The organism is Streptomyces sp. ISL-96, assembly GCF_018614035.1.
GTDB lineage: Bacteria > Actinomycetota > Actinomycetes > Streptomycetales > Streptomycetaceae > Streptomyces.
In genome coordinates, this window is sequence record NZ_JAGGPA010000058.1 from 1 (window position 1) to 23,805 (window position 23,805).

The 23,805-nt window shown below is 69.8% G+C and carries 23 protein-coding genes; 12 read left to right on the forward strand and 11 right to left on the reverse strand.

Annotated features, from left to right (window positions below; genetic code table 11):
* Positions 1–78: 78 nt before the first annotated feature.
* Entirely contained in the window at positions 79–1,563 is a 1,485-nt protein-coding gene (miaB, locus tag J7E96_RS29715; protein WP_215135732.1) for a tRNA (N6-isopentenyl adenosine(37)-C2)-methylthiotransferase MiaB, read from the reverse strand.
* Positions 1,564–1,633: 70 nt separating this feature from the next.
* Between miaB and J7E96_RS29720 the strand changes: the two genes are divergently transcribed.
* Positions 1,634–2,629: a TAXI family TRAP transporter solute-binding subunit gene (locus tag J7E96_RS29720; protein WP_215135734.1), complete on the forward strand. Its 996-nt coding sequence runs from the start codon at positions 1,634–1,636 to the stop codon at positions 2,627–2,629.
* On the opposite strand, the gene J7E96_RS29725 is transcribed toward J7E96_RS29720, so the two are convergent.
* Together J7E96_RS29725 and J7E96_RS29730 are read right to left on the reverse strand one after the other, a co-directional pair.
* Positions 2,619–4,016, reverse strand: coding sequence for a HAMP domain-containing sensor histidine kinase (locus tag J7E96_RS29725; RefSeq protein WP_215135736.1), 1,398 nt, complete (start codon positions 4,014–4,016; stop codon positions 2,619–2,621). The two genes, J7E96_RS29720 and J7E96_RS29725, sit on opposite strands and share 11 nt — an antisense overlap.
* Positions 4,017–4,022: 6 nt before the next feature.
* Positions 4,023–4,730, reverse strand: a complete 708-nt coding sequence (locus J7E96_RS29730) for a response regulator transcription factor (RefSeq protein WP_215135738.1) — start codon at positions 4,728–4,730, stop codon at positions 4,023–4,025.
* Between the two features lie 270 nt (positions 4,731–5,000).
* On the opposite strand from J7E96_RS29730, the gene J7E96_RS29735 reads away from it, so the two are divergent.
* From J7E96_RS29735 to J7E96_RS29750, 4 genes are all read left to right on the forward strand, one after another.
* On the forward strand, positions 5,001–5,786 hold the full coding sequence (locus tag J7E96_RS29735) for an amino acid ABC transporter ATP-binding protein (RefSeq protein ID WP_285439529.1): 786 nt from the start codon (positions 5,001–5,003) through the stop codon (positions 5,784–5,786).
* Positions 5,787–5,843: 57 nt separating this feature from the next.
* Positions 5,844–6,680: a glutamate ABC transporter substrate-binding protein gene (locus J7E96_RS29740; protein WP_215135740.1), complete on the forward strand. Its 837-nt coding sequence runs from the start codon at positions 5,844–5,846 to the stop codon at positions 6,678–6,680.
* 75 nt (positions 6,681–6,755) lie between these two features.
* Positions 6,756–7,421 carry an amino acid ABC transporter permease gene (locus tag J7E96_RS29745; RefSeq protein WP_215135742.1) on the forward strand — a complete coding sequence of 222 codons (666 nt, stop codon included), beginning with the start codon at positions 6,756–6,758 and terminating at the stop codon, positions 7,419–7,421.
* A complete protein-coding gene (locus tag J7E96_RS29750; RefSeq protein WP_215135744.1) occupies positions 7,418–8,299 on the forward strand; it encodes an amino acid ABC transporter permease in 882 nt (293 codons plus the stop codon). Before J7E96_RS29745 ends, J7E96_RS29750 begins: the two co-directional genes overlap by 4 nt.
* Positions 8,300–8,582: 283 nt before the next feature.
* Here the strand turns inward: J7E96_RS29750 and J7E96_RS29755 are convergent, their stop codons facing one another.
* A complete protein-coding gene (locus tag J7E96_RS29755; protein WP_215135746.1) occupies positions 8,583–9,023 on the reverse strand; it encodes a hypothetical protein in 441 nt (146 codons plus the stop codon).
* Between the two features lie 556 nt (positions 9,024–9,579).
* Here J7E96_RS29755 and J7E96_RS29760 point away from each other — a divergent pair.
* The 4 genes from J7E96_RS29760 (at position 9,580) to J7E96_RS29770 (ending at position 12,435) form a co-directional block, all read left to right on the forward strand.
* Complete coding sequence (locus J7E96_RS29760; RefSeq protein ID WP_215135748.1) at positions 9,580–11,292, forward strand: FAD-dependent monooxygenase; 1,713 nt, start codon at positions 9,580–9,582, stop codon at positions 11,290–11,292.
* 47 nt (positions 11,293–11,339) lie between these two features.
* A complete protein-coding gene (locus tag J7E96_RS38915) occupies positions 11,340–11,411 on the forward strand; it encodes a putative leader peptide (RefSeq protein ID WP_309544753.1) in 72 nt (23 codons plus the stop codon).
* 134 nt (positions 11,412–11,545) lie between these two features.
* Positions 11,546–12,049, forward strand: a complete 504-nt coding sequence (locus tag J7E96_RS29765; RefSeq protein WP_308296191.1) for a cysteine dioxygenase — start codon at positions 11,546–11,548, stop codon at positions 12,047–12,049.
* The gene (locus tag J7E96_RS29770) at positions 12,046–12,435 is read left to right on the forward strand and encodes a rhodanese-like domain-containing protein (protein WP_374196727.1); all 390 of its coding nucleotides are present in this window, start codon (positions 12,046–12,048) and stop codon (positions 12,433–12,435) included. Before J7E96_RS29765 ends, J7E96_RS29770 begins: the two co-directional genes overlap by 4 nt.
* A gap of 41 nt (positions 12,436–12,476) precedes the next feature.
* Here the strand turns inward: J7E96_RS29770 and recX are convergent, their stop codons facing one another.
* Both recX and recA read right to left on the reverse strand, forming a co-directional pair.
* On the reverse strand, positions 12,477–13,079 hold the full coding sequence (recX, locus tag J7E96_RS29775; RefSeq protein WP_374196728.1) for a recombination regulator RecX: 603 nt from the start codon (positions 13,077–13,079) through the stop codon (positions 12,477–12,479).
* A 3-nt stretch (positions 13,080–13,082) separates the two neighbouring features.
* Positions 13,083–14,219, reverse strand: a complete 1,137-nt coding sequence (recA, locus tag J7E96_RS29780) for a recombinase RecA (RefSeq protein WP_215135754.1) — start codon at positions 14,217–14,219, stop codon at positions 13,083–13,085.
* Positions 14,220–14,342: 123 nt separating this feature from the next.
* On the opposite strand from recA, the gene J7E96_RS29785 reads away from it, so the two are divergent.
* The gene (locus tag J7E96_RS29785) at positions 14,343–14,504 is read left to right on the forward strand and encodes a hypothetical protein (protein WP_215135800.1); all 162 of its coding nucleotides are present in this window, start codon (positions 14,343–14,345) and stop codon (positions 14,502–14,504) included.
* Positions 14,505–14,521: 17 nt separating this feature from the next.
* Here the strand turns inward: J7E96_RS29785 and J7E96_RS29790 are convergent, their stop codons facing one another.
* Both J7E96_RS29790 and J7E96_RS29795 read right to left on the reverse strand, forming a co-directional pair.
* Positions 14,522–15,688 carry an AI-2E family transporter gene (locus J7E96_RS29790; protein ID WP_285439531.1) on the reverse strand — a complete coding sequence of 389 codons (1,167 nt, stop codon included), beginning with the start codon at positions 15,686–15,688 and terminating at the stop codon, positions 14,522–14,524.
* Positions 15,689–15,839: 151 nt separating this feature from the next.
* Complete coding sequence (locus J7E96_RS29795; protein ID WP_215135758.1) at positions 15,840–16,034, reverse strand: DUF3046 domain-containing protein; 195 nt, start codon at positions 16,032–16,034, stop codon at positions 15,840–15,842.
* 79 nt (positions 16,035–16,113) lie between these two features.
* On the opposite strand from J7E96_RS29795, the gene J7E96_RS29800 reads away from it, so the two are divergent.
* Positions 16,114–17,028: a hypothetical protein gene (locus J7E96_RS29800; protein ID WP_215135760.1), complete on the forward strand. Its 915-nt coding sequence runs from the start codon at positions 16,114–16,116 to the stop codon at positions 17,026–17,028.
* 59 nt (positions 17,029–17,087) lie between these two features.
* Here the strand turns inward: J7E96_RS29800 and J7E96_RS29805 are convergent, their stop codons facing one another.
* The 3 genes from J7E96_RS29805 to J7E96_RS29815 are packed head-to-tail and all read right to left on the reverse strand — an operon-like array spanning position 17,088 to position 19,021.
* Positions 17,088–17,396, reverse strand: coding sequence for an AzlD domain-containing protein (locus J7E96_RS29805; protein ID WP_215135762.1), 309 nt, complete (start codon positions 17,394–17,396; stop codon positions 17,088–17,090).
* Entirely contained in the window at positions 17,393–18,136 is a 744-nt protein-coding gene (locus J7E96_RS29810) for an AzlC family ABC transporter permease (RefSeq protein ID WP_215135764.1), read from the reverse strand. The genes J7E96_RS29805 and J7E96_RS29810 overlap by 4 nt, the downstream gene beginning before the upstream one ends.
* 9 nt (positions 18,137–18,145) lie before the next feature.
* Positions 18,146–19,021, reverse strand: a complete 876-nt coding sequence (locus J7E96_RS29815) for an AraC family transcriptional regulator (RefSeq protein ID WP_215135766.1) — start codon at positions 19,019–19,021, stop codon at positions 18,146–18,148.
* A gap of 130 nt (positions 19,022–19,151) precedes the next feature.
* On the opposite strand from J7E96_RS29815, the gene J7E96_RS29820 reads away from it, so the two are divergent.
* A complete protein-coding gene (locus tag J7E96_RS29820; RefSeq protein WP_215135768.1) occupies positions 19,152–23,795 on the forward strand; it encodes an ATP-dependent helicase in 4,644 nt (1,547 codons plus the stop codon).
* Positions 23,796–23,805 lie beyond the last annotated feature (10 nt).

Consider the following 23,805-nt stretch of genomic DNA (forward strand, 5'->3'; position numbering starts at 1 on the left):
AGCTTTCAGGACGCACCATGCCCGGCAGCCTAGCCAGTACTGCGGCGGAATCCGGTCGCTGCTGTTGCCGGGCCGCTGTTACTGGACGGAGCAGCCGCCGGTGGCCGCCGGCAGCGGCTCCGGTACGCCGACCTTCGGCAGCCCCAGCAGCACGCCCGCGCCCTGCTGGGGCTCGGCCGTGCGCTTCTCCCATGCGTCGCCCGCGCGGGTGCGGCGTACCGCCTTGGTGGGGCCCTCGGCCAGCAGGTGATGCGGCGCGGCGTAGGTGATCTCGACCGTCACCACGTCACCGGGACGTACGTCCTGATCCGGCTTCGTGAAGTGGACGAGGCGGTTGTCGGGGGCGCGTCCGGAGAGGCGGTGCGTGGCGCCGTCCTTACGGCCCTCGCCCTCGGCGACCATGACCTCCACGGTCCTGCCCACCTGCTTCTTGTTCTCCTCCCAGGAGATCTCCTCCTGCAGGGCGACCAGGCGCATGTAGCGCTCCTGGACGACCTCCTTGGGGATCTGGTCCTCCATGGTGGCGGCCGGCGTCCCGGGACGCTTGGAGTACTGGAAGGTGAAGGCCTGCGCGAAGCGCGCCTCGCGGACCGTGTGCATGGTCTGCAGGAAGTCTTCCTCGGTCTCGCCGGGGAAGCCCACGATGATGTCGGTGGAGATGGCGGCGTGCGGCATCGCGGCCCGCACCTTCTCGATGATGCCGAGGAAGCGGTCCTGCCGGTACGAGCGGCGCATCGCCTTGAGCACGGTGTCCGAGCCCGACTGGAGCGGCATGTGCAGCTGCGGCATGACGTTCGGCGTCTCGGCCATCGCGGCGATCACGTCGTCCGTGAAGTCGCGCGGGTGCGGCGAGGTGAAGCGGACGCGCTCCAGGCCCTCGATCTTCCCGCAGGCGCGCAGCAGCTTGGAGAACGCCTCGCGGTCGCCGATGTCGGAGCCGTACGCGTTGACGTTCTGGCCGAGCAGGGTGATCTCGGAGACGCCCTCGGCGACCAGTGCCTCGATCTCGGCGAGGATGTCGCCGGTCCGGCGGTCCTTCTCCTTGCCGCGCAGCGCCGGGACGATGCAGAAGGTGCAGGTGTTGTTGCACCCGACGGAGATGGACACCCAGGCGGCGTACGCGCTCTCGCGGCGCGTCGGCAGCGTGGAGGGGAACGCCTCCAGCGACTCGGCGATCTCGACCTGCGCCTCTTCCTGGACGCGGGCGCGCTCCAGCAGCACGGGCAGCTTGCCGATGTTGTGCGTACCGAAGACCACGTCGACCCAGGCGGCCTTCTTGACGATGGTGTCCCGGTCCTTCTGTGCGAGGCAGCCGCCCACGGCGATCTGCATTCCGGGCCGCTTCGTCTTCATCGGGGCGAGCCTGCCGAGGTTGCCGTACAGCTTGTTGTCGGCGTTCTCCCGCACCGCACAGGTGTTGAAGACGACGACATCGGCGTCACCGTCGGCACCCTCCGGTGCCCGCACGTATCCAGCGCCCTCCAGGAGGCCCGAAAGCCGCTCGGAGTCGTGGACGTTCATCTGGCACCCGTAAGTGCGCACCTCGTATGTCTTCTCGCTCATCTCGTACACCAGAGTACGGGGCCGGGCACCCCCTGGTCGTCGAGGGGAGCGAACTGGCAGGATCGCGCGCATGCTCAAGGCCCTCCCCCGCATCAGCCGCCGCCGCGCCCTTCAGGCGTCCGTCGCCGCACTCGTGGTGACCGGACTGCTGCTGTGGTGGCTCCTGCCGCTCGGGGAGTCCACACCGCGCGGAAAGATCACCTTCAGTACGGGCGTGACGACCGGCGTCTACCAGCGCTACGGCGAGCTCCTGGACAAGGAGGTCGCCCGCGACCTCCCGGACGTGGGCATGGAGCTGCGTACCAGTGAGGGCTCGCGGCAGAACCTCGCGCGGCTGGTGAACGGGCAGGCGGATTTCACCATCGCCACCGCGGACGCCGTGGCGCAGTACCAACAGGACGGCCTCCCGGGAACGAACCGGCTGCGTGCCTGCGCGCGGCTGTACGACGACTACGTGCAGCTCGTCGTTCCGAAGCGTTCCAAGGTGCGGTCCGCGGCCGGTCTGCGGAACAAGCGGGTCGCCGTGGGGCAGGACGGCTCCGGCGTACGGCTGATCTCGAACCGGCTGCTCAAGGCCGCGGGGCTCGATCCCGAGCTGGACATCACTCCGGTGTCCATCGGCATCGACACCATGCCGGCGCGTCTGAGGAAGGGCACGATCGACGCCTTCTTCTGGTCCGGCGGCCTGCCGACCACCGCGGTCAGGAATCTGTCGGAGCGCTTCGACATCCGGCTCGTACCCCTGGGTGATCTCGTCGACGAGCTGCACGCGGAGGCCGGCCCCGCCCGCCACTACCGGTCCGCTGTGATGCCGGCCGACGCGTACCCGCAGGCTCAGAACGGGGAGGCGGTTTCGACGGTGGCGGTCGCCAATCTCCTGGTGACCACGGACACCGCGGACGCGCGGCTGACCGAGGGGCTCACCCGTACGGTCATAGAGAGCCGGGACAGCATCGGCAGCAAGGTGCACGCGGCCCAGCTGGTGGATCTGCGGACCGCCATCTACACGGATCCGCTGGAGCTGCATGAAGGCGCCCAGCGCTACTACCGGTCGGTCAAGCCGTAGGCGCTGTGCGCGGGACCGTCACGGTCACGCGCAGCCCGTGGGGATCGTTGCGGGCGTACGAGAGGGTGCCGCCGCCCGCGAGCAGCAGGGCCCGCGAGATGGACAGGCCGAGGCCGGAGCCGGTGACGTTCTGGTGACGGTTGCTGCGCCAGAAGCGGTCGCCGACGCGGTCCAGTTCGTCGTCGTTCAGGCCGGGGCCGCCGTCGGCGACGGTGATGGTGCAGGACTCGCCGTTCGGTGCGACCGTGACCGCGACGTCCTCGCCGCCCGGGGTGAACTTCAGGGCGTTGTCGATCACCGCGTCCAGGGCGCTGGAGAGCGTCACAGGGTCTCCCCAGGCGGTGACGGCCGCCGGGCCTTCACGGGTGAGGTGTACGCCCTTGTCGTCCGCCAGGGGGCGCCAGGCGGCGACCCGCTCGGTGACCAGCTCGCCGATGTCGACGATCTGGAGGTGCGCGGGGGCCTGCTCGGCGAGCGCGAGGCCCAGGAGGCTGTCCAGGACCTGGGCGAGCCGCTTGCCCTCCGTGCGGACGGAGGCGATCTCCTCGTTGCCCTCGGGCAGTTCGAGGGAGAGGAGTTCGATCCGCAGGAGAAGGGCCGCCAGGGGGTTGCGCAGCTGGTGGGAGGCGTCGGCGACGAACGCGCGCTGCTGCTCCAGCACTTCCTCGACGTTGTCCGCCATCTCGTTGAACGAGCGGGCGAGACGCCTGAGTTCGGGCGGGCCGCCGGCCACCGCGACCCGCGAGTTCATCAGCCCCGTCGCTATGTCGTGGGTGGCCGCGTCCAGGATGCGTACGGGCCTGAGCACCCACCCGGTCAGCCGGAAAGCGGCGCCCACCGCGACGAGCATCGCCGCGACCTCACCCGCCGCGATCAGCAGCCAGCCGTGCAGGATCCGCGAACGCATCTGCCCGGTCGGCGAATCGGTCACCACGACCGCGACGACGTCGCCGTCCCGCACGACCGGCGAGGCGACGACAAGACGCCCCTCCTGCCAGGGCCACACCTGGGCGGGATCGTGGCTGCGGCGCTTGCCGAGCGCTTCCTCGAAGGCGTCCCGTCCGTCGCCGCTCTCGGGAACGGCCCAGTTCTCGGGTGCGCTCGCCATCGGGAACTCGTCGCGGTAGAAGACGCCCGCCTTGATCCCGTACACCTCGCTGTAGCTGGCGAGTTCGGTCTCCAGTGTGCGGCGGCGCTCGTCCTGGCCGCTCTCCATGCGTTCGGTGACGAACTGGGCGAGCGCCGCGAAGCGCGCCGTGTCATCGATCCGGTCGACGACCACCCGCTGCTGCTGCGCGGCGGCCACGCTCAGCGCGAGGGGCAGGCCGAGGGCGAGCAGGATGCCCGCGAGCAGGATGAGGAGCAGCGGGAGGAGGCGAGTGCGCACGTGGGATTACGGGCCCTGTACCGACGCGGCCGGGGCGACGAGCCGGTAGCCGACACCACGCACGGTCTCGATGAGCGCGGGCATCCGCAGCTTGGAGCGCAGGGAGGCCACATGCACTTCCAGGGTGCGGCCGGTTCCCTCCCAGCTCGTACGCCAGACCTCGCTGATGATCTGCTCCCGGCGGAAGACGACGCCCGGGCGCTGCGCGAGGAGGGCGAGAAGGTCGAATTCCTTGCGGGTGAGCTGCACTTCGCTGCCGGCGACGCTGACGCGGCGCGTGGGCAGTTCGATGCGTACGCCGCCGAGCCGCAGCGCGGTGTCGTCGCCGGGCGCCGGAGCCTCGGCCGTGCCCTTGCGCCGGCTGACGGCGTGGATACGGGCGAGCAGTTCACCGGTGTCGTACGGCTTGACGACGTAGTCGTCGGCGCCGAGGTTGAGGCCGTGGATGCGCGAGCGTACGTCGGCCCGCGCGGTCACCATGATCACCGGGATGTCGCTGCGCTTGCGGATCTTGCCGCACACCTCGTAGCCGTCCTGGTCGGGCAGCCCGAGGTCGAGCAGCACGCAGCCGAAGGGCTCCTTGTCGGCGGGCAGGAGCGCCTGGACCGCCTCCTCGCCGTTGCGGGCGTGGACGACCTGGAAGCCGTGGCGGACGAGGATGGCGGAGAGGGCCGCCGCGACGTGATCGTCGTCCTCGACGAGCAGCAGCCTCATGGCACCCTCCCCCACCGGTGAATGTTCTTGAACAGGTCTCGCGCAATATGCCTCATGGCATAAAGGCCGATGCATTACGTTCCAGTCAAGACTCTTCCCGTTACGGGCATGTTCCGTTATGGAGCCGGTATCCCCGGCCGGAGTCCTGTTCACACGGTGTGTCCGGTTGCAGCCGGATCGTTATGCTCAATTTCCGCTCAGATGTGATGACGCTGGTCGTAGCGGCTGACTAGGGTCCTCCCCAACCGAGGAGGACGGAGCAAGAAGCCGATGAGCGGAGTTTCAGTGACCAAGGCCGCCGATGACGCTGCCCCCGCAGCCGACGACCTGGTCGTGCTGAGCAACGTCAACAAGCACTTCGGCGCGCTGCATGTGCTCCAGGACATCGATCTGACCATCGCCCGTGGCGAGGTCGTGGTCGTCATCGGACCCTCCGGGTCCGGAAAGTCCACGCTGTGCCGCACCATCAACCGCCTGGAGACGATCGACTCCGGCGCGATAGCCATCGACGGCAAGCCGCTGCCCCAGGAGGGCAAGGAGCTCGCGCGGCTGCGTGCCGATGTCGGCATGGTCTTCCAGTCGTTCAACCTCTTCGCACACAAGACGGTGCTGGAGAACGTCACGCTGGGCCAGATCAAGGTCCGCAAGACGGACAAGGCCGCGGCCGAGAAGAAGGCACGGGAGCTGCTTGACCGGGTGGGCGTCGGCTCGCAGGCGGACAAGTACCCGGCACAGCTCTCCGGTGGCCAGCAGCAACGTGTCGCGATCGCACGGGCGTTGGCGATGGACCCCAAGGTCATGCTCTTCGACGAGCCCACTTCGGCGCTCGACCCCGAGATGATCAACGAGGTGCTGGAAGCCATGCAGCAGCTGGCGCGCGACGGCATGACGATGGTGGTCGTCACCCACGAGATGGGCTTCGCCCGCTCGGCCGCCAACCGCGTCGTCTTCATGGCCGACGGCAAGATCGTCGAAGAGGCCACGCCCGACCAGTTCTTCAGCAACCCGCGCAGCGACCGGGCCAAGGACTTCCTGTCGAAGATCCTTCACCACTGACGCACAGCACTTTCCCGCGTCTTCGCTCTCTTCTGCCGACACAAAAGGATGTTCACCATGAAGGTTCGTAAGGTCACTGCGGCGGCCGCCGTCGTACTCGCGCTTTCCGTCACCGCGACCGCCTGCGGGTCCAGCGACAAGGACGACAAGGGCTCCGGTGGCAAGAAGATCACCATCGGCATCAAGTTCGACCAGCCGGGCATCGGCCAGAAGACGCCGGACGGCAAGTACGCCGGCTTCGACGTGGACGTCGCCACGTACGTCGCCAAGGAACTCGGCTACGCGGCAGGCGACATCGAGTGGAAGGAAGCGAAGAGCGCCGACCGTGAACTGATGCTCTCCCGCGGCGACGTGAAGTTCATCGCGGCTTCCTACTCGATCAACGACGAGCGCGCCAAGAAGGTGGACTTCGCCGGCCCGTACCTGCTCGCGCACCAGGACATCCTGGTCCGGTCCGACGACAACTCCATCAAGTCCGCCGAGGACCTGAACAAGAAGAAGCTTTGTTCCGTGACCGGCTCCACGTCGGCGCAGAACGTCAAGGACAAGCTCGCCCCCAAGGCCCAGCTGCAGCAGTACAGCACGTACTCGCAGTGCCTCACCGGTCTGGAGAACAAGGCGATCGACGCGCTGACGACGGACGACTCGATCCTCGCCGGTTACGCCGCGCAGAAGAACTTCCAGGGCAAGTTCAAGCTCGCCGGTCTGAAGATGACCAACGAGAACTACGGCATCGGCCTCAAGAAGGGCGACGCAGGCCTCAAGAAGAAGATCAATGACGCCCTGACCAAGATGGTCAAGGACGGCTCCTGGGACAAGGCCGTCGAGGCGAACTTCGGCCCGGCCGGCTACAAGCACGAGAAGGCCCCGGAGATCGGCAACATCGTCAAGTGAAGCAGGGACTGATCGGCGCGCCACCCTCCGGGGTGGCGCGCCGCGCCCTCCACACACGCGGAAGCGCGGGAGATCGTGTTCGACTTTCTTGAAGGTTATGACCTCTTGGGGGCCTTCTGGGCGACGGTGCAACTCACCGTCCTCTCGGCCCTCGGCTCCCTCATATGGGGAACCGCGCTCGCTGGCATGCGAGTCGGCCCGATCCCCCTGATGCGTGGTTTCGGCACCGCCTACGTGAACTTTGTGCGGAACATCCCCCTGACCATCATCATCGTCTTCACCTCGCTGGGCCTTTACCAGACGATGGGCGTCACCCTCGGCGCTGAGGAAGTCGACAGCATCAACTTTCGCCTCGCTGTACTGGGGCTGATCGCCTACACGTCCGCCTTCGTCTGTGAGGCGCTGCGGTCCGGTATCAACACGGTGCCCGTCGGCCAGGCCGAGGCAGCACGCGCACTCGGCCTGCGCTTCACCCAGGTACTGACGCTGATCGTCCTCCCGCAGGCTTTCCGCGCGGTCGTGGCGCCGCTGGCCAACGTATTGATCGCGTTGACGAAGAACACGACCGTGGCCGCGGCCATCGGTGTCGCCGAGGCGGCCTACCTGATGAAGGGAATGATCGAGAATGAGGCCCAGACCATTCTGATCGCCGCGATCTTCGCTTTCGGGTTCGTCTGCCTCACCCTCCCGACCGGCCTGCTCCTCGGCTGGGTGAGCAAGAAGGTGGCGGTGAAGCGATGACCTCCCTTCTCTACGACGCCCAGGGACCGCGCGCCAAGCGGCGGAACATCCTGTACTCGGTCCTGTTCACCGCCGTCACCGCGCTGGTGATGTGGTGGGTGATCAGCAGCCTCGCCGAAAAGAACCAGCTCGACTGGGAGAAGTGGAAGCCCTTCACCGACGGGCGCACCTGGTCGACGTACATCTGGCCGGGTCTCGAGAACACACTCATCGCCGCCGCGCTCGCCATGGTCATCGCGCTCCCGCTCGGCGCGATCCTAGGCATCGCGCGCCTCTCCGACCACAGGCTGGTCCGGGGCGTGGCGGGCACGATCGTGGAGTTCTTCCGCGCCATTCCGGTGCTGGTCCTGATGCTGTTCGCCACCGCGGCGTACGCCGAATACAGCGGCATCAGCTCCGACGACCGGCCCCTTTACGCCGTGGTCACGGGTCTCGTCCTCTACAACGCCTCAGTGCTTGCCGAAATCGTCCGGGCCGGAATCCTGTCACTCCCCAAGGGACAGTCCGAGGCTGCCATGGCCATCGGCCTGCGCAAGGGCCAGACCATGCGGTACGTCCTGTTGCCGCAGTCGGTCACCGCGATGCTGCCGGCGATCGTGAGCCAACTCGTCGTCATCGTCAAGGACACCGCGCTGGGCGGCGCACTGCTGACCTTCCCCGAACTGATGTCGGTCATCAGCACGATGAGTGGCTACTACGGAAATACGATCGCATCCTTCGTCGTCGTCGCGCTGATCTTCATTGCCCTGAACTTCGCGTTGACCACCTTTGCCGGCTGGCTGGAAGCGCGCATGCGGCGCGGCAAGAAGTCCACCGGTGCAACGATCAGTGCCGATACCCTCAAAACCCTGGACGCAGGCGGAGGCGGAACAGTATAGGCAGCATGGCCAGCACCTCGTGAGAATTGGGGAGACAGCACGAAAGGTCGCTGTCTCCCCAATTCCGTCCGCCTCCGATTCCGACGGCCTCCCGGCTGATCGACACGGCGGGATGCCGAACGTGTATTCAAGAGCGCAAATTTCCGCATACCGCACCGCGTGGCTGCCGCCCTCTCTGGACGTCAGCCACGCGGCGAACCATCGGAACACAGGCCACACGGTCACACAGCCGCGTGGAGCACGGCCGGCTACCTGGTCAGCAGGGCTTCCACGTCGCCCTGCCTCACCTGTACTTGTAAGTGGCGTGCGCCTGAGTCCGCTTCGGCCACCACCCGTCCATCTCACCGGGAACACCCGTTGAGGCCGTTCCGGAGTTCGAACCGCGGTAGTCCCATCCCTTCGTGGCCTTCAGCGAGGCCTTGGGAGATGTGCAGGTCTTGACCCACCTGCAACTCCCCATCTGCCCAGGGGCGTTGTAGTCCTTCAGCTTGCCGTTCTTGTAGCTGGAGATTGCCGAGGCCGGGCGCAGGATCCTGACCTTCTTGTCACAGGTCATTTTCCCCTGCGCGTATACCTTGGCACCACTACGCCAGACCTTCACGGAATTCTTGCACCCGTTATATTTCGCCCCGCTGGCTGAAGCCGCGTTGGCTGAAGTCCCGGATACGAAAACGCACGCAAGCGCAATCGAACCGACACCCAAGCTTCGCATGATTTTTTTCACGCCATTCCTCCCCGTTTCATATTGGCGCATACCGATTCCATGGTCATGACGGAGAGGGCTCCGCCGAAATCAGCAACAGTCAAAAGAGTAGGTCTCGGCAGGCCACAGTCAATCTGAGCTAAATTTGAGCTTGATGTTCAGAAAACCCCGCAGCGGCCGCGCACCCAAACGGACGCCATTAAAGTTTATATCTCAATCTCCGGCTTATACTTGGAACGATCTCGTCATGACTACTGCTTTCACAACACCGGAGCCGTCCCGGACAGCCCACTTCACGAAGTGAGTCGCGTCTATCGTCAGCATTCAGCGCCTTATATTCCTCCGCCGACCGGATCACCGAGCGCCACGGCCGCCCTGACGCTCCAGCCCACCGGTCGGACGGATGGGCCGGACACGCGCTGAGAGGCAGAGGCAGTCGGACACAGGACTGTCCACCGCGCCGCTCCCTCCGTCACTTGACGCAAGCACTCGCAGTGGGTTGCATACGTTCTGTGATCGTGCACCGGGTTCCACCTGCCGCTTCCCGCATGTCCGTACGGACTGGAGGGGACGCGCCGTGGACCCGGTGATCGTCGTTGGGGCCGGTCCTGTCGGACTGGCCCTTTCGCTGGCTCTCGCGGGCCAGGGTGTGCCCTCCGTCGTGCTCGATGAGGGGCCGGGCAAGGACGAGCCCCGCACGGCTCGTACGGCCGTCCTGCGGCCGGACACGGCCGAGCTGGTCGAGCGGCTGGGGTGCGCCACTGTCCGTGACCACGGAACGCGCTGGTCCGGATGGCGTTTGATGCGGCGCAATCAGGACGTCAGGCAGATCGAATTCGGCGACGACGGTGACCTGCCCGACCTGCCCTCTCTGTCCCCTGTGCATCTGCCGCAGCACGAGCTGACGCGCGGGCTGCGGGACGCCGTCGCGGCGCACGAGCTCGTGCGGACCGTGCCGCACGGGCGTCTCGACACGATCGAGCAGGACGGCACCGGCGTCACCGCGCACACTCGGGAGCCCGGGGCCACCTGGTGGCGCGGCAGCTTCCTGGTCGGCTGCGACGGGGCGAGGTCGACGGTGCGCAAGCTCCTCGACGTCCGCTTCCCTGGGCGTACGTCGGTCGAAAGGCATGCTGTCGCCGCGCTGCGTACGGAACTGCCGTGGGACGGCGAAGCGTTGCTGCACCGCATGCCGCCGTGGCGGACGGGCGGGCAGGAAGTGACCGCGCGCCCGCTGAGGGACGGTGCGTGGCGGCTCGACTGGCTGCTGCCGCCGCGTGGTGAACTCGTGACGCCCGACGCGCTGGTGGCGCGCGTGCGGGACACACTGGCCGGCTGGTGCGGTGAGACACCTCCGTACGAGCTGATCGACACCGGCGTGTACACGCTCCACCACCGGCTGGCCCGCAAGTGGCGGGTGGGACGGGCGTTCCTCGCCGGCGACGCGGCCCACCTGCTCGGGGCGCTCGGGACACAGGGCCTCGACGAAGGCCTGCGGGACATCGACAACCTGGCCTGGAAGCTGGCGCAGGCGTGGCACCTGGGGGCCTCGGAGACGCTGCTCGACAGCTACCAGGCCGAGCGGCGTACGGCAGTCGCCGTGCGTCTGCGCGCCGCCGACCAGGCGCTGCCGATACTGCGGGGAAGCGGACTGCGGACGTACCTGCCGGGCACCACGCGTGGACACGACACGCTCCTCACGGACGGGCACCTGGGGCGCGGGGCGCTGGGGGCGCCACCCGAGTACACGCGCTCTCCGCTCGCGCCGGAGCGCGCCGAGGCGCAGACGCTGGTCGGTACGCCCCTGGGTGCGCCGGTGGCGGACGTACGGGCGACGGCGCCCGACGGTACGACGGTGCGGCTGCGGGACCGGCTGGGGCGGGGGCGGCAGCTGGTGATGCTGGTCGCTCCGGGTACGGGCGTGTGGGACCGGCGGCACTGGATGACGGCGGGGGTGATGCCGCGGCTGGCAGCGGCCGTCACGGCGCTGCCGGTGCGCGCCGAACTGCTGGTCACGGAGGGCTACCCGGGGGCGTCGGCGCACACCGTGCTGCTGGTGCGGCCCGACGGGCATCTGGTCGCGGCGTTCCAAGGGGTGCGTCCCGCCGAGCTGTACGCGGCCGCGGACGCGGCGCGCGGGGGCCCACCGAAGTCGGCGCAGGCCGGGCCGGGCCCGCAGCGTTCCGGGGAAGCCGACCGTACGGAGAAGTCCGCGCAGTCCGGGGGCACCGACCAGAAGGACGAGACCGACCGTACTGACCTTACTGACCGGACAGCGGACATCAATTGACCGCCGCGGGCGTGCGTGGTGTACTCCGGAGCGTGACCGACACCAACGTGCGCCTGTGGCGGAGGGTCCATATGGACCTCGTCCGCTATGCGGGCTGCGTGTGTCGCCCGTCCTGCTGATTCGCCCTTCTTCTCATCGCGCTGTGCCGTGCTGTGTTTCCGGCCGCGCGTTCTCGCGAACATCTTCAGGACGGTCCCCTGTGTCTCTTTCCGTACGTTCCTCCGACGCGCCCGAAAGCGTTCCCCGGAACGCTGTGCCCTCTTCCTCTCCCTCTTCCGCGGAACTGCTCGAATTCGTGCGCCGTACCGCCGCCGACGCTTCCCTGGTGGCTTCCCTTCCGCTCGATCCCGAAGGCCGTACCTGGGTACGGCTCGACGGGCCCGGCGGGAGTGAGGCCTGGCTGATCGGCTGGCCGCCCGGCGCCGGCACCGGCTGGCACGACCACGGCGGCTCGCACGGTGCCTTCGCCGCCGCGGCGGGCACCCTTCGGGAGGAGTCGCTCGCGGCGCGCATCCCCACGGAGGGCTGGAAGACCCTCGAACTGGCCGACGGGGTGGACCGGGAGCGACAGCTGACGGCCGGCCGGGGACGGGCCTTCGGCGCGCACCATGTACACCAGGTGCTCAATGAGTCGGCGGACGAACACGCCGTGTCGGTGCACGCCTACTACCCGCCGCTGCCGATGATGCGGCGCTACAGCCGCACGGGAGCGGTGCTGCGGCTGGAGCAGGTCGAGCATCCCGAGGAGTGGCAGTGAGTGGCGAACGTGTCGGAATCGACGAACTGCTGGAGCGCGTACGCGAAGGGCTCGACCGGATCGGGCCGCAGGAGGCGTACGACGCCGCCGTGGCCGGTGCGCTGCTGGTGGACATCCGGTACGCGGCGCTGCGCGAGCGGGACGGACTGATCCCGGGGGCGCTCGTCGTCGAGCGCAATGAGCTGGAATGGCGGCTCGATCCGCAGGGCAGCCACCGCGCTCCGGAGGCCACCAGCCATGATCTGCGGATCGTGATGATCTGCAACGAGGGATACGCGTCGAGTCTCGCGGCCGCCTCCCTGCGGCAGTTGGGACTGCACGGGGCGACGGATCTCGACGGCGGGTTCCAGGCGTGGCGGGCGGCGGGGCTTCCGGTGACTCCTTAGCGGCGGGGCCGCGGCCCCGCCGCTACGACCCGCCGCGGCGGCTAGAGCGGGTCGTAGTCGAGGCCGTCCGTGTCCTCGCCTTCTTCTTCGAGGGCGCGTCGGACCACCCGCAGGGCCATGCCCTCGGGGTAGCCCTTCCGGGCCAGCATGCCGGCGAGGCGGCGCAGCCGGCGGTCCCGCTCCAGACCGCGGGTGGAGCGGAGTTTGCGGGCCACGAGCTCACGGGCCCGCTCTTCCTCCTGATCGGCGTCGAGCTGCCCCATCGCGTCGTCGATGAGGGTGGGGGCGACGCCCTTGTTACGCAGCTCCCGCGCGAGCGCCCGCCGGGCGAGGCCCCGGCCGTGGTGCCGGGACTCCACCCAGGCGTCCGCGAAGGCCGCGTCGTCGATGAGCCCGACCTCCTCGAAGCGGGACAGCACCTCGTCCGACACGTCGTCCGGGATGCCCCGCTTGTGGAGAGCGTCCTTGAGCTGTTTGCGGGTGCGCGCGGTTCCGGTGAGCAGACGCAGACAGATCGCCCGCGCCTGCTCACCCGGATCCTGAGGCGGCAGCCCCTTGCCGGCCCTCGACGGGTCGGGGCCGCCGCTGTCCTCGGCGTCCATGCCTTCGCTTGCGCTTCCCGGCCAGTCCGTCCTCCGGGTCACGGTCTAGCTCTTGGCTGCCGCGGGCTTGGCCGTCTTGGCCTTGGTCGCCGGAGCCGGTACCGACTTCGCGTCGGCCGCTGCCGGGGAGCTGACCGCCGCGTCCGCGCCGGGCTCGGCTCCCGGGGCCACGGGCTTGACACCGACGCCCAGCTTCTCCTTGATCTTCTTCTCGATCTCGTCGGCGAGATCGGGGTTGTCCTTCAGGAAGTTACGGGCGTTCTCCTTGCCCTGGCCGAGCTGGTCGCCCTCGTACGTGTACCAGGCACCCGCCTTGCGGACGAAGCCGTGCTCCACGCCCATGTCGATCAGACCGCCCTCGCGGCTGATGCCCTGGCCGTAGAGGATGTCGAACTCCGCCTGCTTGAACGGCGGCGCGACCTTGTTCTTGACGACCTTGACGCGGGTGCGGTTGCCGACCGCGTCCGTGCCGTCCTTGAGGGTCTCGATGCGCCGGATGTCGAGCCGCACCGAGGCGTAGAACTTCAGCGCCCGGCCACCGGTCGTGGTCTCCGGGGAGCCGAACATCACACCGATCTTCTCGCGGAGCTGGTTGATGAAGATGGCCGTGGTCTGGGACTGGTGCAGCGCACCGGTGATCTTGCGCAGTGCCTGGCTCATCAGCCGGGCCTGGAGACCGACGTGCGAGTCACCCATCTCACCCTCGATCTCCGCTCGCGGCACCAGGGCCGCGACGGAGTCGATGACGATGAGGTCGATGGCGCCCGAGCGGACCAGCATGTCCACGATCTCGAGTGCCTGCTCGCCGGTGTCCGGCTGGGAGAGGATCAGGTTGTCCGTATCGACGCCGAGCGCCTTGGCGTACTCCGGGTCGAGCGCGTGCTCGGCGTCCACGAAGGCGACGGTGCCGCCGGCCTTCTGCGCGTTCGCCACGGCGTGCAGCGTCAGCGTCGTCTTACCGGAGGATTCCGGTCCGTACACCTCCACCACACGCCCGCGCGGCAGCCCGCCGACGCCGAGCGCGATGTCCAGCGCGGTCGACCCGGTAGAGATGACCTCGATGGGCTCGTTCGGCCGGTCGCCGAGGCGCATGACCGCGCCCTTGCCGAATTGCCGTTCAATCTGCGCGAGCGCGGCGTCGAGCGCCTTCTCGCGGTCGGTGCCTGCTGCCATGGGTTCCACCCGATTTGCTTGAGTCGATCGCTTCACGTCCAAGACGCTATCTCCTGCCACTGACAACGCGTCCCGGCGTCGTCCTGACCTGTGGATAAACCCTCGCAGCTACCCGGCCAGAACCCCATCAGAATGGATGTTCGATTTTGGTGTCAAGCGCACCGCACCTACCTCCGCGAGGCCGGGCAGCGGATCCGCGCCGCCGAGCGCGAGGAGGACGTACGGGCACTCCAGTCCGCCACCGAGGAACGGCTACGCAGGGCACCCCCGCGGGTGGAGCTGGAGCGCCACTGATCGCGCGCGGACGGAACTCAGGCGTCGTCGTCCGAGGGCGGCGGCGCCTGGTCCCGGCGCGGCTCCCGCGCGGAGTCGTCGCGCCCCGTGCGCCGCAGGCGTACGAAGGCCGAGCCGCCGCGGCGCCTCGGGTGTCTGCCGTGCACGCGCGGGTCGTCCGTCACGACGTACCGCTTCACATACGCGCCCAGGAAGGCCTGCAGTGTCGCGATCGCCGGAATCGCGATCAGCGCGCCGACGGCCCCCATCAGCGCCGTGCCCGCGACGACCGAGCCGAAGGCGACCGCCGGATGGATGTTGACGGTCGTCGCGGTCAGCTTGGGCTGCAGTACGTAGTTCTCGAACTGCTGGTAGACAACGACGAATCCGAGCACCCACAGCGCGTACCAGGGGTTGACGGTGAAGGCGATCAACATCGGCAGTGCACCCGCCAGGTACGTACCGATCGTCGGAATGAACTGCGAAATGAGCCCCACCCACACCGCGAGGGCGGGGGCGTACGGCACGTCGAGGACCAGCAGCAGGATGTAGTGCGCGACGCCGGAGATCAGCGCCATCAGGCCGCGCGAGTAGATGTAACCGCCGGTCTTGTCGACCGCGATCTCCCAGGCGCGCAGCACCTCCGCCTGGCGGGCCGGCGGCAGTACGGAGCACAGGGCACGCCGCAGCCGTGGTCCGTCGGCCGCGAAGTAGAAGGAGAACAGGAAGACCGTCAGCACCTGGAACAGCCCGCCGAGCACGGTCGCCGACACGTCCAGGACGCCGCTCGCGCTGTTCTGTACGTACCTGCGCAGCCAGTCGGAGTTCAGGACGCTGGCCTGGATATCCACCCGGGAGAGCTCCGTGCGGAACGTCTGGTTGATCCAGTTGATGACCTGATCGACGTACTCGGGGAAGTCCTCGACCATCTCGATGATCTGGCCGGCCAGCACCGAGCCGAGCAGCACGATGAAGCCGACGCCCGCGACCAGCACTCCGATGAAGACCAGGAAGGTCGCGAAGCCGCGCCGCATGCCGTGGGCCGCCATCCGCCCGACGGCGGGCTCGATCGCGAGAGCCAGGAAGAAGGCGATCAGGATGTTGATCAGCAGGCCGACGAGCTGGTGGAACGCCCAGTTGCCGAGCTGGAAACAGGCGTAGAGAGCGAGCGCGAGCACCATGGCGCGCGGCAGCCACCGGGGCATACGGGCAGAACCGCTGTCCGCCCGGGGGCGCGTGGGCGGCGGTGCGGTCGGCGAGTCTTCTTGCCCGGCGGGCTCGTCAGTGGATGCCACGGAGCCAGTCTGGCCCATGCCTGTGACATCCGGCCCCTCCGCCCCTTGCCCCCCATGCACGTCAGCGCTTGTCGGCGGGCACGTCCATAGCGACGCAGACGCCGCGCCAGACGCTCTTGGCGTCCCAGCCGGCCGACAGGGCCTGGTTCACCGTGCGACCGCCGAGCTCGGCCATCACATGATCGCGGGCGAAGGAATCGGCGTACGCCTCACCGAAGTGCTCCGCCATCCGCTCCCAGAAAATCGTCAACCGCATGACTCCAGTATCGCGCCCCTGAGAGTGCAGACCGGCCCGCGGAGCTTCCCGAGAGCGCTTACCGTCCTACGGTCGTTCCATGGCTGGATCCGGAGCATCCCCCCTCGCACGCGCCGAGCACTTCATCTGGCTGACGGCCCGCGTGCTGGAACAACGGCGGTTCGCCTATCACTTCGTGAACGGCGGCCCAGACACGGTCGAAAGGGCGCTCGCCCCGTACCAATGCGATGACGGCGGCTACGGCTACGCACTGGAACCCGATCTGCGCGGTCCGGTGAGCCAGCCGTTGCACGTCGCTCACGCGCTGCGTGTCCTCGATTCCATCGGCCGCTGCGAGGGCGTGCGGGTGGAGCGGATGTGCCGCTATCTGTCCGACGCGTCGACGAAGGAGGGAGCATTGCCTGCGGTGGATCCTTCGTTGGGCGGCTATCCGGCCGCGCCGTTCGTCCCGGTCGTGGACGACCCTCCGGGTGATCTCCTGGCGACGGGCCCTGTGGTCGGGCTGCTGCACCGCAATGAGGTGTGGCACGCGTGGCTCTTCAGGGCCACCGATTTCTGCTGGGCCGCGGTCGAGGCGCTGGAGAAGTCCCATCCGTACGAGGTCCAGGCGGCGGTCGCCTTCCTGGACGGCGTGCCTGACAGGACCCGGGCGAGGGCCGCCGCGGACCGGCTCGGCCGGCTGGTGCGCGAGCAGCGGCTCGTCGCCCTGGATCCGGCGCGGGCCGGGGAGCAGCCCGTGGCCGCTGGGTATGCGCCGGGCGAGCACCACTTCGCGTACGACTACGCCCGTACGCCGGGATCGCTCGCCCGTGACTGGTTCACCGACGAGGAGATGAGCCGCTCGCTGGACTTCCTCGCGGCCGGACAGCGGGAGGACGGGGGCTGGCCGATCCGCTGGCGGGAATGGGCGCCGGGGACCGCGCTGGAGTCGCGTCCGATCGTGACGATCGACGCGCTGCTGACGCTACGGGCGTACGGACGCGTCATCGGCTGATTCCGGCGAGCCGGGCGCGCGCGGCAACAGGGCGGCGCGCCCCGGTCAAGCCCTTCACCTCAGCCGCTGATCGCCCTTACACCCGCCGTGACGACCACAGCGGCCCCGACCACCACGAGGAAGGGTGCGCGCAGGACAAGCGCGAGCGCCGCCGCCGCGAGCCCCGCGCCCCTGGCGTCCAGCGCCAGGTGCTGCCCGGTGCTGAGGGTCTGCTGGGCGGTGAGCGCCGCCAGCAGGGCCACCGGCAGCAGCGCGGCCAGACGCTTGACGAGCGGGCGCTCCAGGGCGCCCGCGGGCACCAGCAGGCCGAGCAGCTTGACGAGGTAACAGCCGACGGCAGTGGCGCCGATCGCGATCCAGACGCTCATCGCCCCTCCTCCTTCGCGGTGTGGCGTGCCGCCCTGCGGCCCTGTACGTAGAGCAGGGCGGGAGCAGCGAGCGCGGCGACGAGCACCGGCACGCCCGCCGGCAGTACCGGCAGGAGCCCGAGGGCCAGGAGCACCGCGAGACCCGCGACAGCCCGTTCCATGCCGGTACGCAGCATGGGCGCCAGCAGAGCGAGAAAAACAGCGGGGCTCGCGGCGTCCAGGCCCCATGCTTCGGTGTCGCCGATGGCCTCCGCGCCGAGCGCCCCGATCAGGGTGGTGAGGTTCCACAGCACGTACAGGGACAGTCCAGTGACCGTGAAGCCGAGCCGGGCGCTGCGGCGCGAGGGCTGCGCGAGGGTGACGGCCGTCGTCTCGTCGATGACCCAGTGGGCGGCGAAGGGGCGTACGAAGCGCGGGAGGGCCAGCAGCTGGGACAGCCGCAGCCCGTAGAAGGCATTGCGTACGCCGAGGAAGAAGGCGCCCGCTGCGGCGGTGAACGGATTGCCGCCCGCCGCGAGCGCACCGACGAGCGCGAACTGCGAGGCCCCTGTGAAGACCAGGAGGCTGAGCGCACAGGTCTGGAGGAGGGTGAGGCCCGACCCCGCGGAGGTCACGCCGAAGGCGAAGCCGGAGAGCCCGACGGCGACGCCCACGCCGAGCGCGTCGCGGACGACGGCGCGGTCGGGTTTGGACGCGGGTGGTTCTGTGCGTATCGCTGGGGGTGCTGTCTGTTCTGCCACGTCCGGACACTAGGACGGGCGGCCGCGCCCGGTCTTGTACGTTCTTGCGCGCTCCCGCTGGTAGGCGCCGGGCGGTACCCCGACGATCCGGGTGAAGTGCCGGTTCAGATGCGGCTGGTCGCTGAACCCCACGGCGGCGGCGGCCTCGACAGGTGCCGTCCCGGCCTCCAGGAGCCGTCGGGCGCTGCGCACACGCGCGTTGGTCAGCCATGTGTGGGGCGGCATACCGTACGCCGACTTGAACGCGCGCAGGAGCGCGAACGGACCGGTCCCGAGTTCGTTCGCGAGTTGTTCCAGGGAAGGGGGCTCAGCCATGCGCTCCTCAAGGAGGCTTTTCGCGAGCGCCGCGGTGCGTGCGCCCGCCGCGGCCGGCGCACGTGCGGGAAGACTCTGGCCGTGCCGGCGAAGGAGCCTGGCCACGGCGATCCGCAGCAGGCTGTCGGCGGCGAGCGCGTTGCCCTCCTCGGCCGCCTTGTGCACCGCGCGGATGAGCCGCGCGGTGTCGGCGTCCTCGACGATGGTCTCGGCGAAGCCGGCTGTACCGCGCAGGCTCGTCGTCTCCTCGGCGATGCCGGCGACCACCTGCGCCGAGGGGTACAGGGTGGCGTACGACCAGCCCTCGGGCACGCCCGCGTGCGCGGCGTGCGGCACCTCCGGGTTGATCATGACGACGGTGCCCGGGCGTGCCTGGATCGTGCCCTGCGGCATGACCACGTCCTCGATTCCGCGGAAGACCGCGCCGAAGACGAACCCCTCGTGGCTGTGCCGCGAGAAGGAATGGCGCACGTAGCGGGCCCGCAGCAGGTCGAGGCCGGGCACACCCGGGTACTGCCAGTGCCGCGCCCACTCGTCCTTCCCACCCGCCACCTCTCGCACGTCTCGCATGCCCCCCGCGCCTCCCGCGCCTCCCGCCTCCGTCGCCATACAGCCATTCTGCGGCCCGCCCGCGCGCCGCTGACCTGCACGTCCATGGTCTGGACGCCCGTTGTCAGTGGTCGGGTGCACGATGGGGGACATGTCCAGGACTGCGCTCGACTCCTTCTCCCCCGCGACCCGCGGCTGGTTCACGGGGGCCTTCAGCGCGCCCACCGCGGCGCAGGAAGGCGCCTGGCAGGCCATCTCCGAAGGTTCCGACGTCCTGGTCGTGGCCCCGACCGGCTCCGGAAAGACCCTGGCCGCCTTTCTGGCCGCGCTCGACGACCTGGCGTCCAAGCCCCCGCCCGCGGACCCCAGGCAGCGCTGCCGGGTGCTGTACGTGTCACCGCTCAAGGCCCTCGCGGTCGATGTCGAGCGCAACCTCCGAAGCCCCCTCACCGGCATCCGCCAGGAAGCCGTACGACTCGGGATGACCGAACCCGACGTCCGGGTCGGCATCCGCTCCGGCGACACTCCGGCCGCCGAGCGGCGGTCGCTCGCGACGAAGCCGCCGGACATCCTCATCACCACACCCGAGTCGCTGTTCCTGATGCTCACGTCCGCCGCGCGCGAATCCCTGGCCGGCATCGAGACGGTGATCCTGGACGAGGTGCACGCCGTCGCGGGGACCAAGCGCGGTGCGCACCTCGCCGTATCGCTGGAGCGGCTGGACGAGCTGCTGCCGCGCCCCGCCCGCCGGATCGGCCTGTCCGCGACGGTCCGGCCGGTGGACGAGGTCGCCCGCTTCCTCTCCCCGCAGCGCCAGGCCGCCATCGTCCAGCCGCCCTCGGGCAAGGAGTTCGACCTGTCGGTGGTCGTCCCCGTGGAGGACCTGGGCGAGCTGGGCGGCGCCCCGGCCAAGGGCGACGACGCGGGCGACAAGCCGTCGATCTGGCCGCATGTCGAGGAGCGCATCGCCGACCTCGTCCAGGCGCACCGCTCGACGATCGTCTTCGTGAACTCCCGCCGCCTCGCCGAACGCCTGTGCAACCGGCTCAATGAGATCGCGTACGAACGGGCCACCGGCGAACCGCTGCCCGATGACCAGTCACCCGCCGAGATCATGGCTCAGGCGGGCGCCGCCAAGGGTGCTCCGCCCCTGCTCGCCCGCGCCCACCACGGTTCGGTCTCCAAGGAACAGCGCGCCCAGGTCGAGGAGGACCTCAAAGCCGGCCGGCTGCCCGCCGTGGTCGCCACCTCCAGCCTGGAGCTGGGCATCGACATGGGCGCGGTGGATCTCGTCGTCCAGGTCGAGTCACCGCCGTCCGTGGCCTCTGGCCTTCAGCGTGTCGGCCGCGCCGGGCACCAGGTCGGCGCGGTCTCGACGGGCGTCGTCTTCCCCAAGTACCGCGGCGACCTCGTCCAGTCGGCCGTCGTCACCGAGCGCATGCGCAGCGGCTCCATCGAGGCCCTGCGCGTCCCCGCCAACCCGCTCGACGTCCTGGCGCAGCAGCTCGTCGCCATGGTCGCGCTCGACACCTGGCAGGCCGACGACCTGCTCGCCACCGTCCGCCGCGCGGCCCCCTTCGCCTCGCTCCCCGAGTCCGCCTTCACGGCGGTCCTCGACATGCTCGCCGGCCGCTACCCGTCCGACGCCTTCGCGGAGCTCCGCCCCCGCGTGGTGTGGGACCGTATCGCCGGTACGGTCACGGGCCGTCCAGGGGCGCAGCGCCTGGCCGTCACCTCCGGCGGCACCATCCCCGACCGCGGGCTCTTCGGCGTCTTCCTGGCCGGAGCCGACCCCAAAAAGGGCGGCGGCCGCGTCGGCGAGCTCGACGAGGAGATGGTCTACGAATCCCGCGTGGGCGACGTCTTCACCCTCGGCACCACCTCCTGGCGCATCGAGGACATCACACGCGACCGCGTGCTCGTCTCCCCCGCCCCCGGAGTGCCGGGCCGGCTGCCCTTCTGGAAGGGCGACCAACTGGGCCGCCCCCTCGAACTGGGCCGTGCGCTCGGCGCGTTCGTCCGCGAGGTCGGCTCCCTCACCCCCGAGGACGCCCGGCTGCGCCTGACCGCCGCCGGCCTCGACGCCTGGGCCGCCGAAAACATCCTGTCGTACCTCGGCGAACAGCGCCGCGCCGCCGGTCACGTCCCCGACGACCGCACCATCGTCGTGGAGCGGTTCCGCGACGAGCTCGGCGACTGGCGGGTCGTCATCCACTCCCCCTTCGGCGCCCAGGTGCACGCCCCCTGGGCACTGGCGCTCGGCTCCCGTCTGACCGAGCGGTACGGCATGGACGCCCAGGTCATGCACGCCGACGACGGCATCGTGCTGCGCCTGCCCGACGCCGACCTGATGGGCTTCGACCTCCTCGACGACGAACTGTCCGGACCGTCCCGGCAGAGCACCGCGTTCGACAACGACCAGGCCCCGCTCGGCGCCACCGACGTCGTCTTCGACAAGGGCGAGGTCAACCAGATCGTCACCGACCAGGTCGGCGGCTCGGCGCTGTTCGCCGCCCGCTTCCGCGAGTGCGCCGCCCGCGCGCTGCTCCTGCCGCGCCGCAGCCCCGGCAAGCGCACCCCGCTGTGGCAGCAGCGCCAGCGCGCCTCCCAGCTGCTCCAGGTCGCCTCCGAGTTCGGCTCGTTCCCGATCGTCCTCGAAGCCGTGCGGGAGTGCCTCCAGGACGTCTTCGACGTACCCGGCCTCACCGAACTCATGGGCGACATCGAGTCCCGCCGCGTCCGGCTCGTCGAAGTCACCACCCCCGAGCCGTCCCCCTTCGCCCGCTCCCTCCTGTTCGGTTACGTCGCCCAGTTCCTGTACGAGGGCGACTCACCCCTCGCCGAGCGGCGCGCCGCCGCGCTCTCACTGGACTCCCGGCTCCTGGCCGAGCTGCTCGGCCAGGCGGAGCTGCGCGAACTGCTCGACGCCGACGTCCTGACCGAGCTGGAGCAGGAACTTCAGTGGCTCACCGACGACCGCCGCATCAAGGACCTGGAGGGTGTCGCCGACCTCCTGCGGGTCCTTGGCCCCCTCACCGACACCGAGCTGGCCGCGCGAGGCGCCGAACCGGGCTGGGCCGAGGCCCTGTCGACCGCCCGCCGGGCCATCCGCGTCCGTATCGCCGGGGCGGACCACTGGGCGGCCGTCGAGGACGCGGGCCGGCTGCGCGACGCGCTGGGCACCGCGCTTCCGGTCGGCGTGCCCGAGGCGTTCACCGAGCCCGTGAAGGACCCGCTCGGCGACCTCCTCGCCCGCTTCGCCCGCACCCACGGCCCGTTCACGTCAGCCGCGGCGGCCGCCCGGTTCGGCCTGGGGGCGGCGGTGACGGACGGCGCCCTGCAACGCCTCACCGCGAACGGCCGGGTCGTACAGGGCGAGTTCCACCCCGCCGGAATCGGCCAGGAGTGGTGCGACGCGACGGTGCTGCGCCGCCTGCGGCGCCGGTCCCTGGCCGCCCTGCGCCACGAGCTGGAGCCGGTTCCGCCCGCCGCGCTCGCCGCGTTCCTCCCCCAGTGGCAGCACCTCGGCAGCAGCAGTCTGCGTGGCATCGACGGACTTGTGCGCGCCGTCGAGCAGTTGCAGGGCGCCTCCGTGCCGGCGTCCGCCCTCGAAAAGCTGGTCCTCCCGTCCCGCGTGGCCGGTTACTCACCCGCCATGCTCGACGAGCTCACCACGACCGGCGAGGTCCTGTGGGCCGGATCGGGCGCACTGCCCGGCAAGGACGGCTGGGTGTCCCTCTACCTAGCCGACGCGGCGCCCCTGCTCCTCCCCCAGCCGCATCCCCTGGAGCTCACCGCACTGCACGAGTCCGTCCTCACCACGCTCTCCGGGGGGTACGGCCTCTTCTTCCGCCAGATCGCCGACCAGGTCCGCGCCACCACCCACCCCGACTGCACCGACCCGCAACTCGCAGACGCCCTCTGGGACCTGGCCTGGTCGGGCCGTCTCACCAACGACACGCTCGCGCCCCTGCGCTCCCTCCTCGGATCGGGCCGTACGGCGGGCTCCACCGCCCACCGCGCCAAACGCACGGTCCCGCGCGGGCGTTACGGCACCCTCAGCGCGGCCACCCGCCCCGCTTCCCGCACCGGGCCCCCCACGGTCTCCGGCCGCTGGTCCCTGCTCCCCGCCCACGAACCCGATCCGACCCACCGCGCCCACGCGCTCGCCCGCACGCTGCTCGACCGGCACGGCGTGGTCACGCGCGGCGCGGTCGCCGCCGAAGGGGTCGAGGGCGGCTTCTCGGCGACGTACCGCATCCTGGCCGCTTTCGAGGACAGCGGGCAGGCACGCCGTGGTTACGTCGTGGAGGGCCTCGGGGCCGCCCAGTTCGCGATGGACGGCGCGGTCGACCGCCTGCGGGCCGCGGCCACCGCACGCGAGCGCGCCGAAACGGACTCCCCGAACCGCGCGGTGATCCTCGCCGCCGCCGACCCCGCCAATGCGTACGGAGCGGCCCTGCCCTGGCCCGAACCGCCCTCCGACGCGGGCCACAAACCCGGCCGCAAAGCCGGGGCCCTCGTTGTCCTGGTCGACGGCGAGCTGACCCTCTACATGGAACGCGGCGGCAAAACCCTGCTGGCCTGGCCCACCGACCCGAGCGACCCGGCAGCCCCGGACCCGCGCCTCACCGCGGCTGCCGAAGCCCTGGCGAAAGCGGCCAGGGAAGGAGCCCTCGGCACGGTCACAGTGGAACGCACCAACGGCGCCCCCGCCCTGACTTCCCCGCTGGGCAAAACCCTCGAAGCAGCAGGCTTCCACCCCACCCCCCGAGGCCTCCGCCTCCGCCCCTGAGCCCATCCGT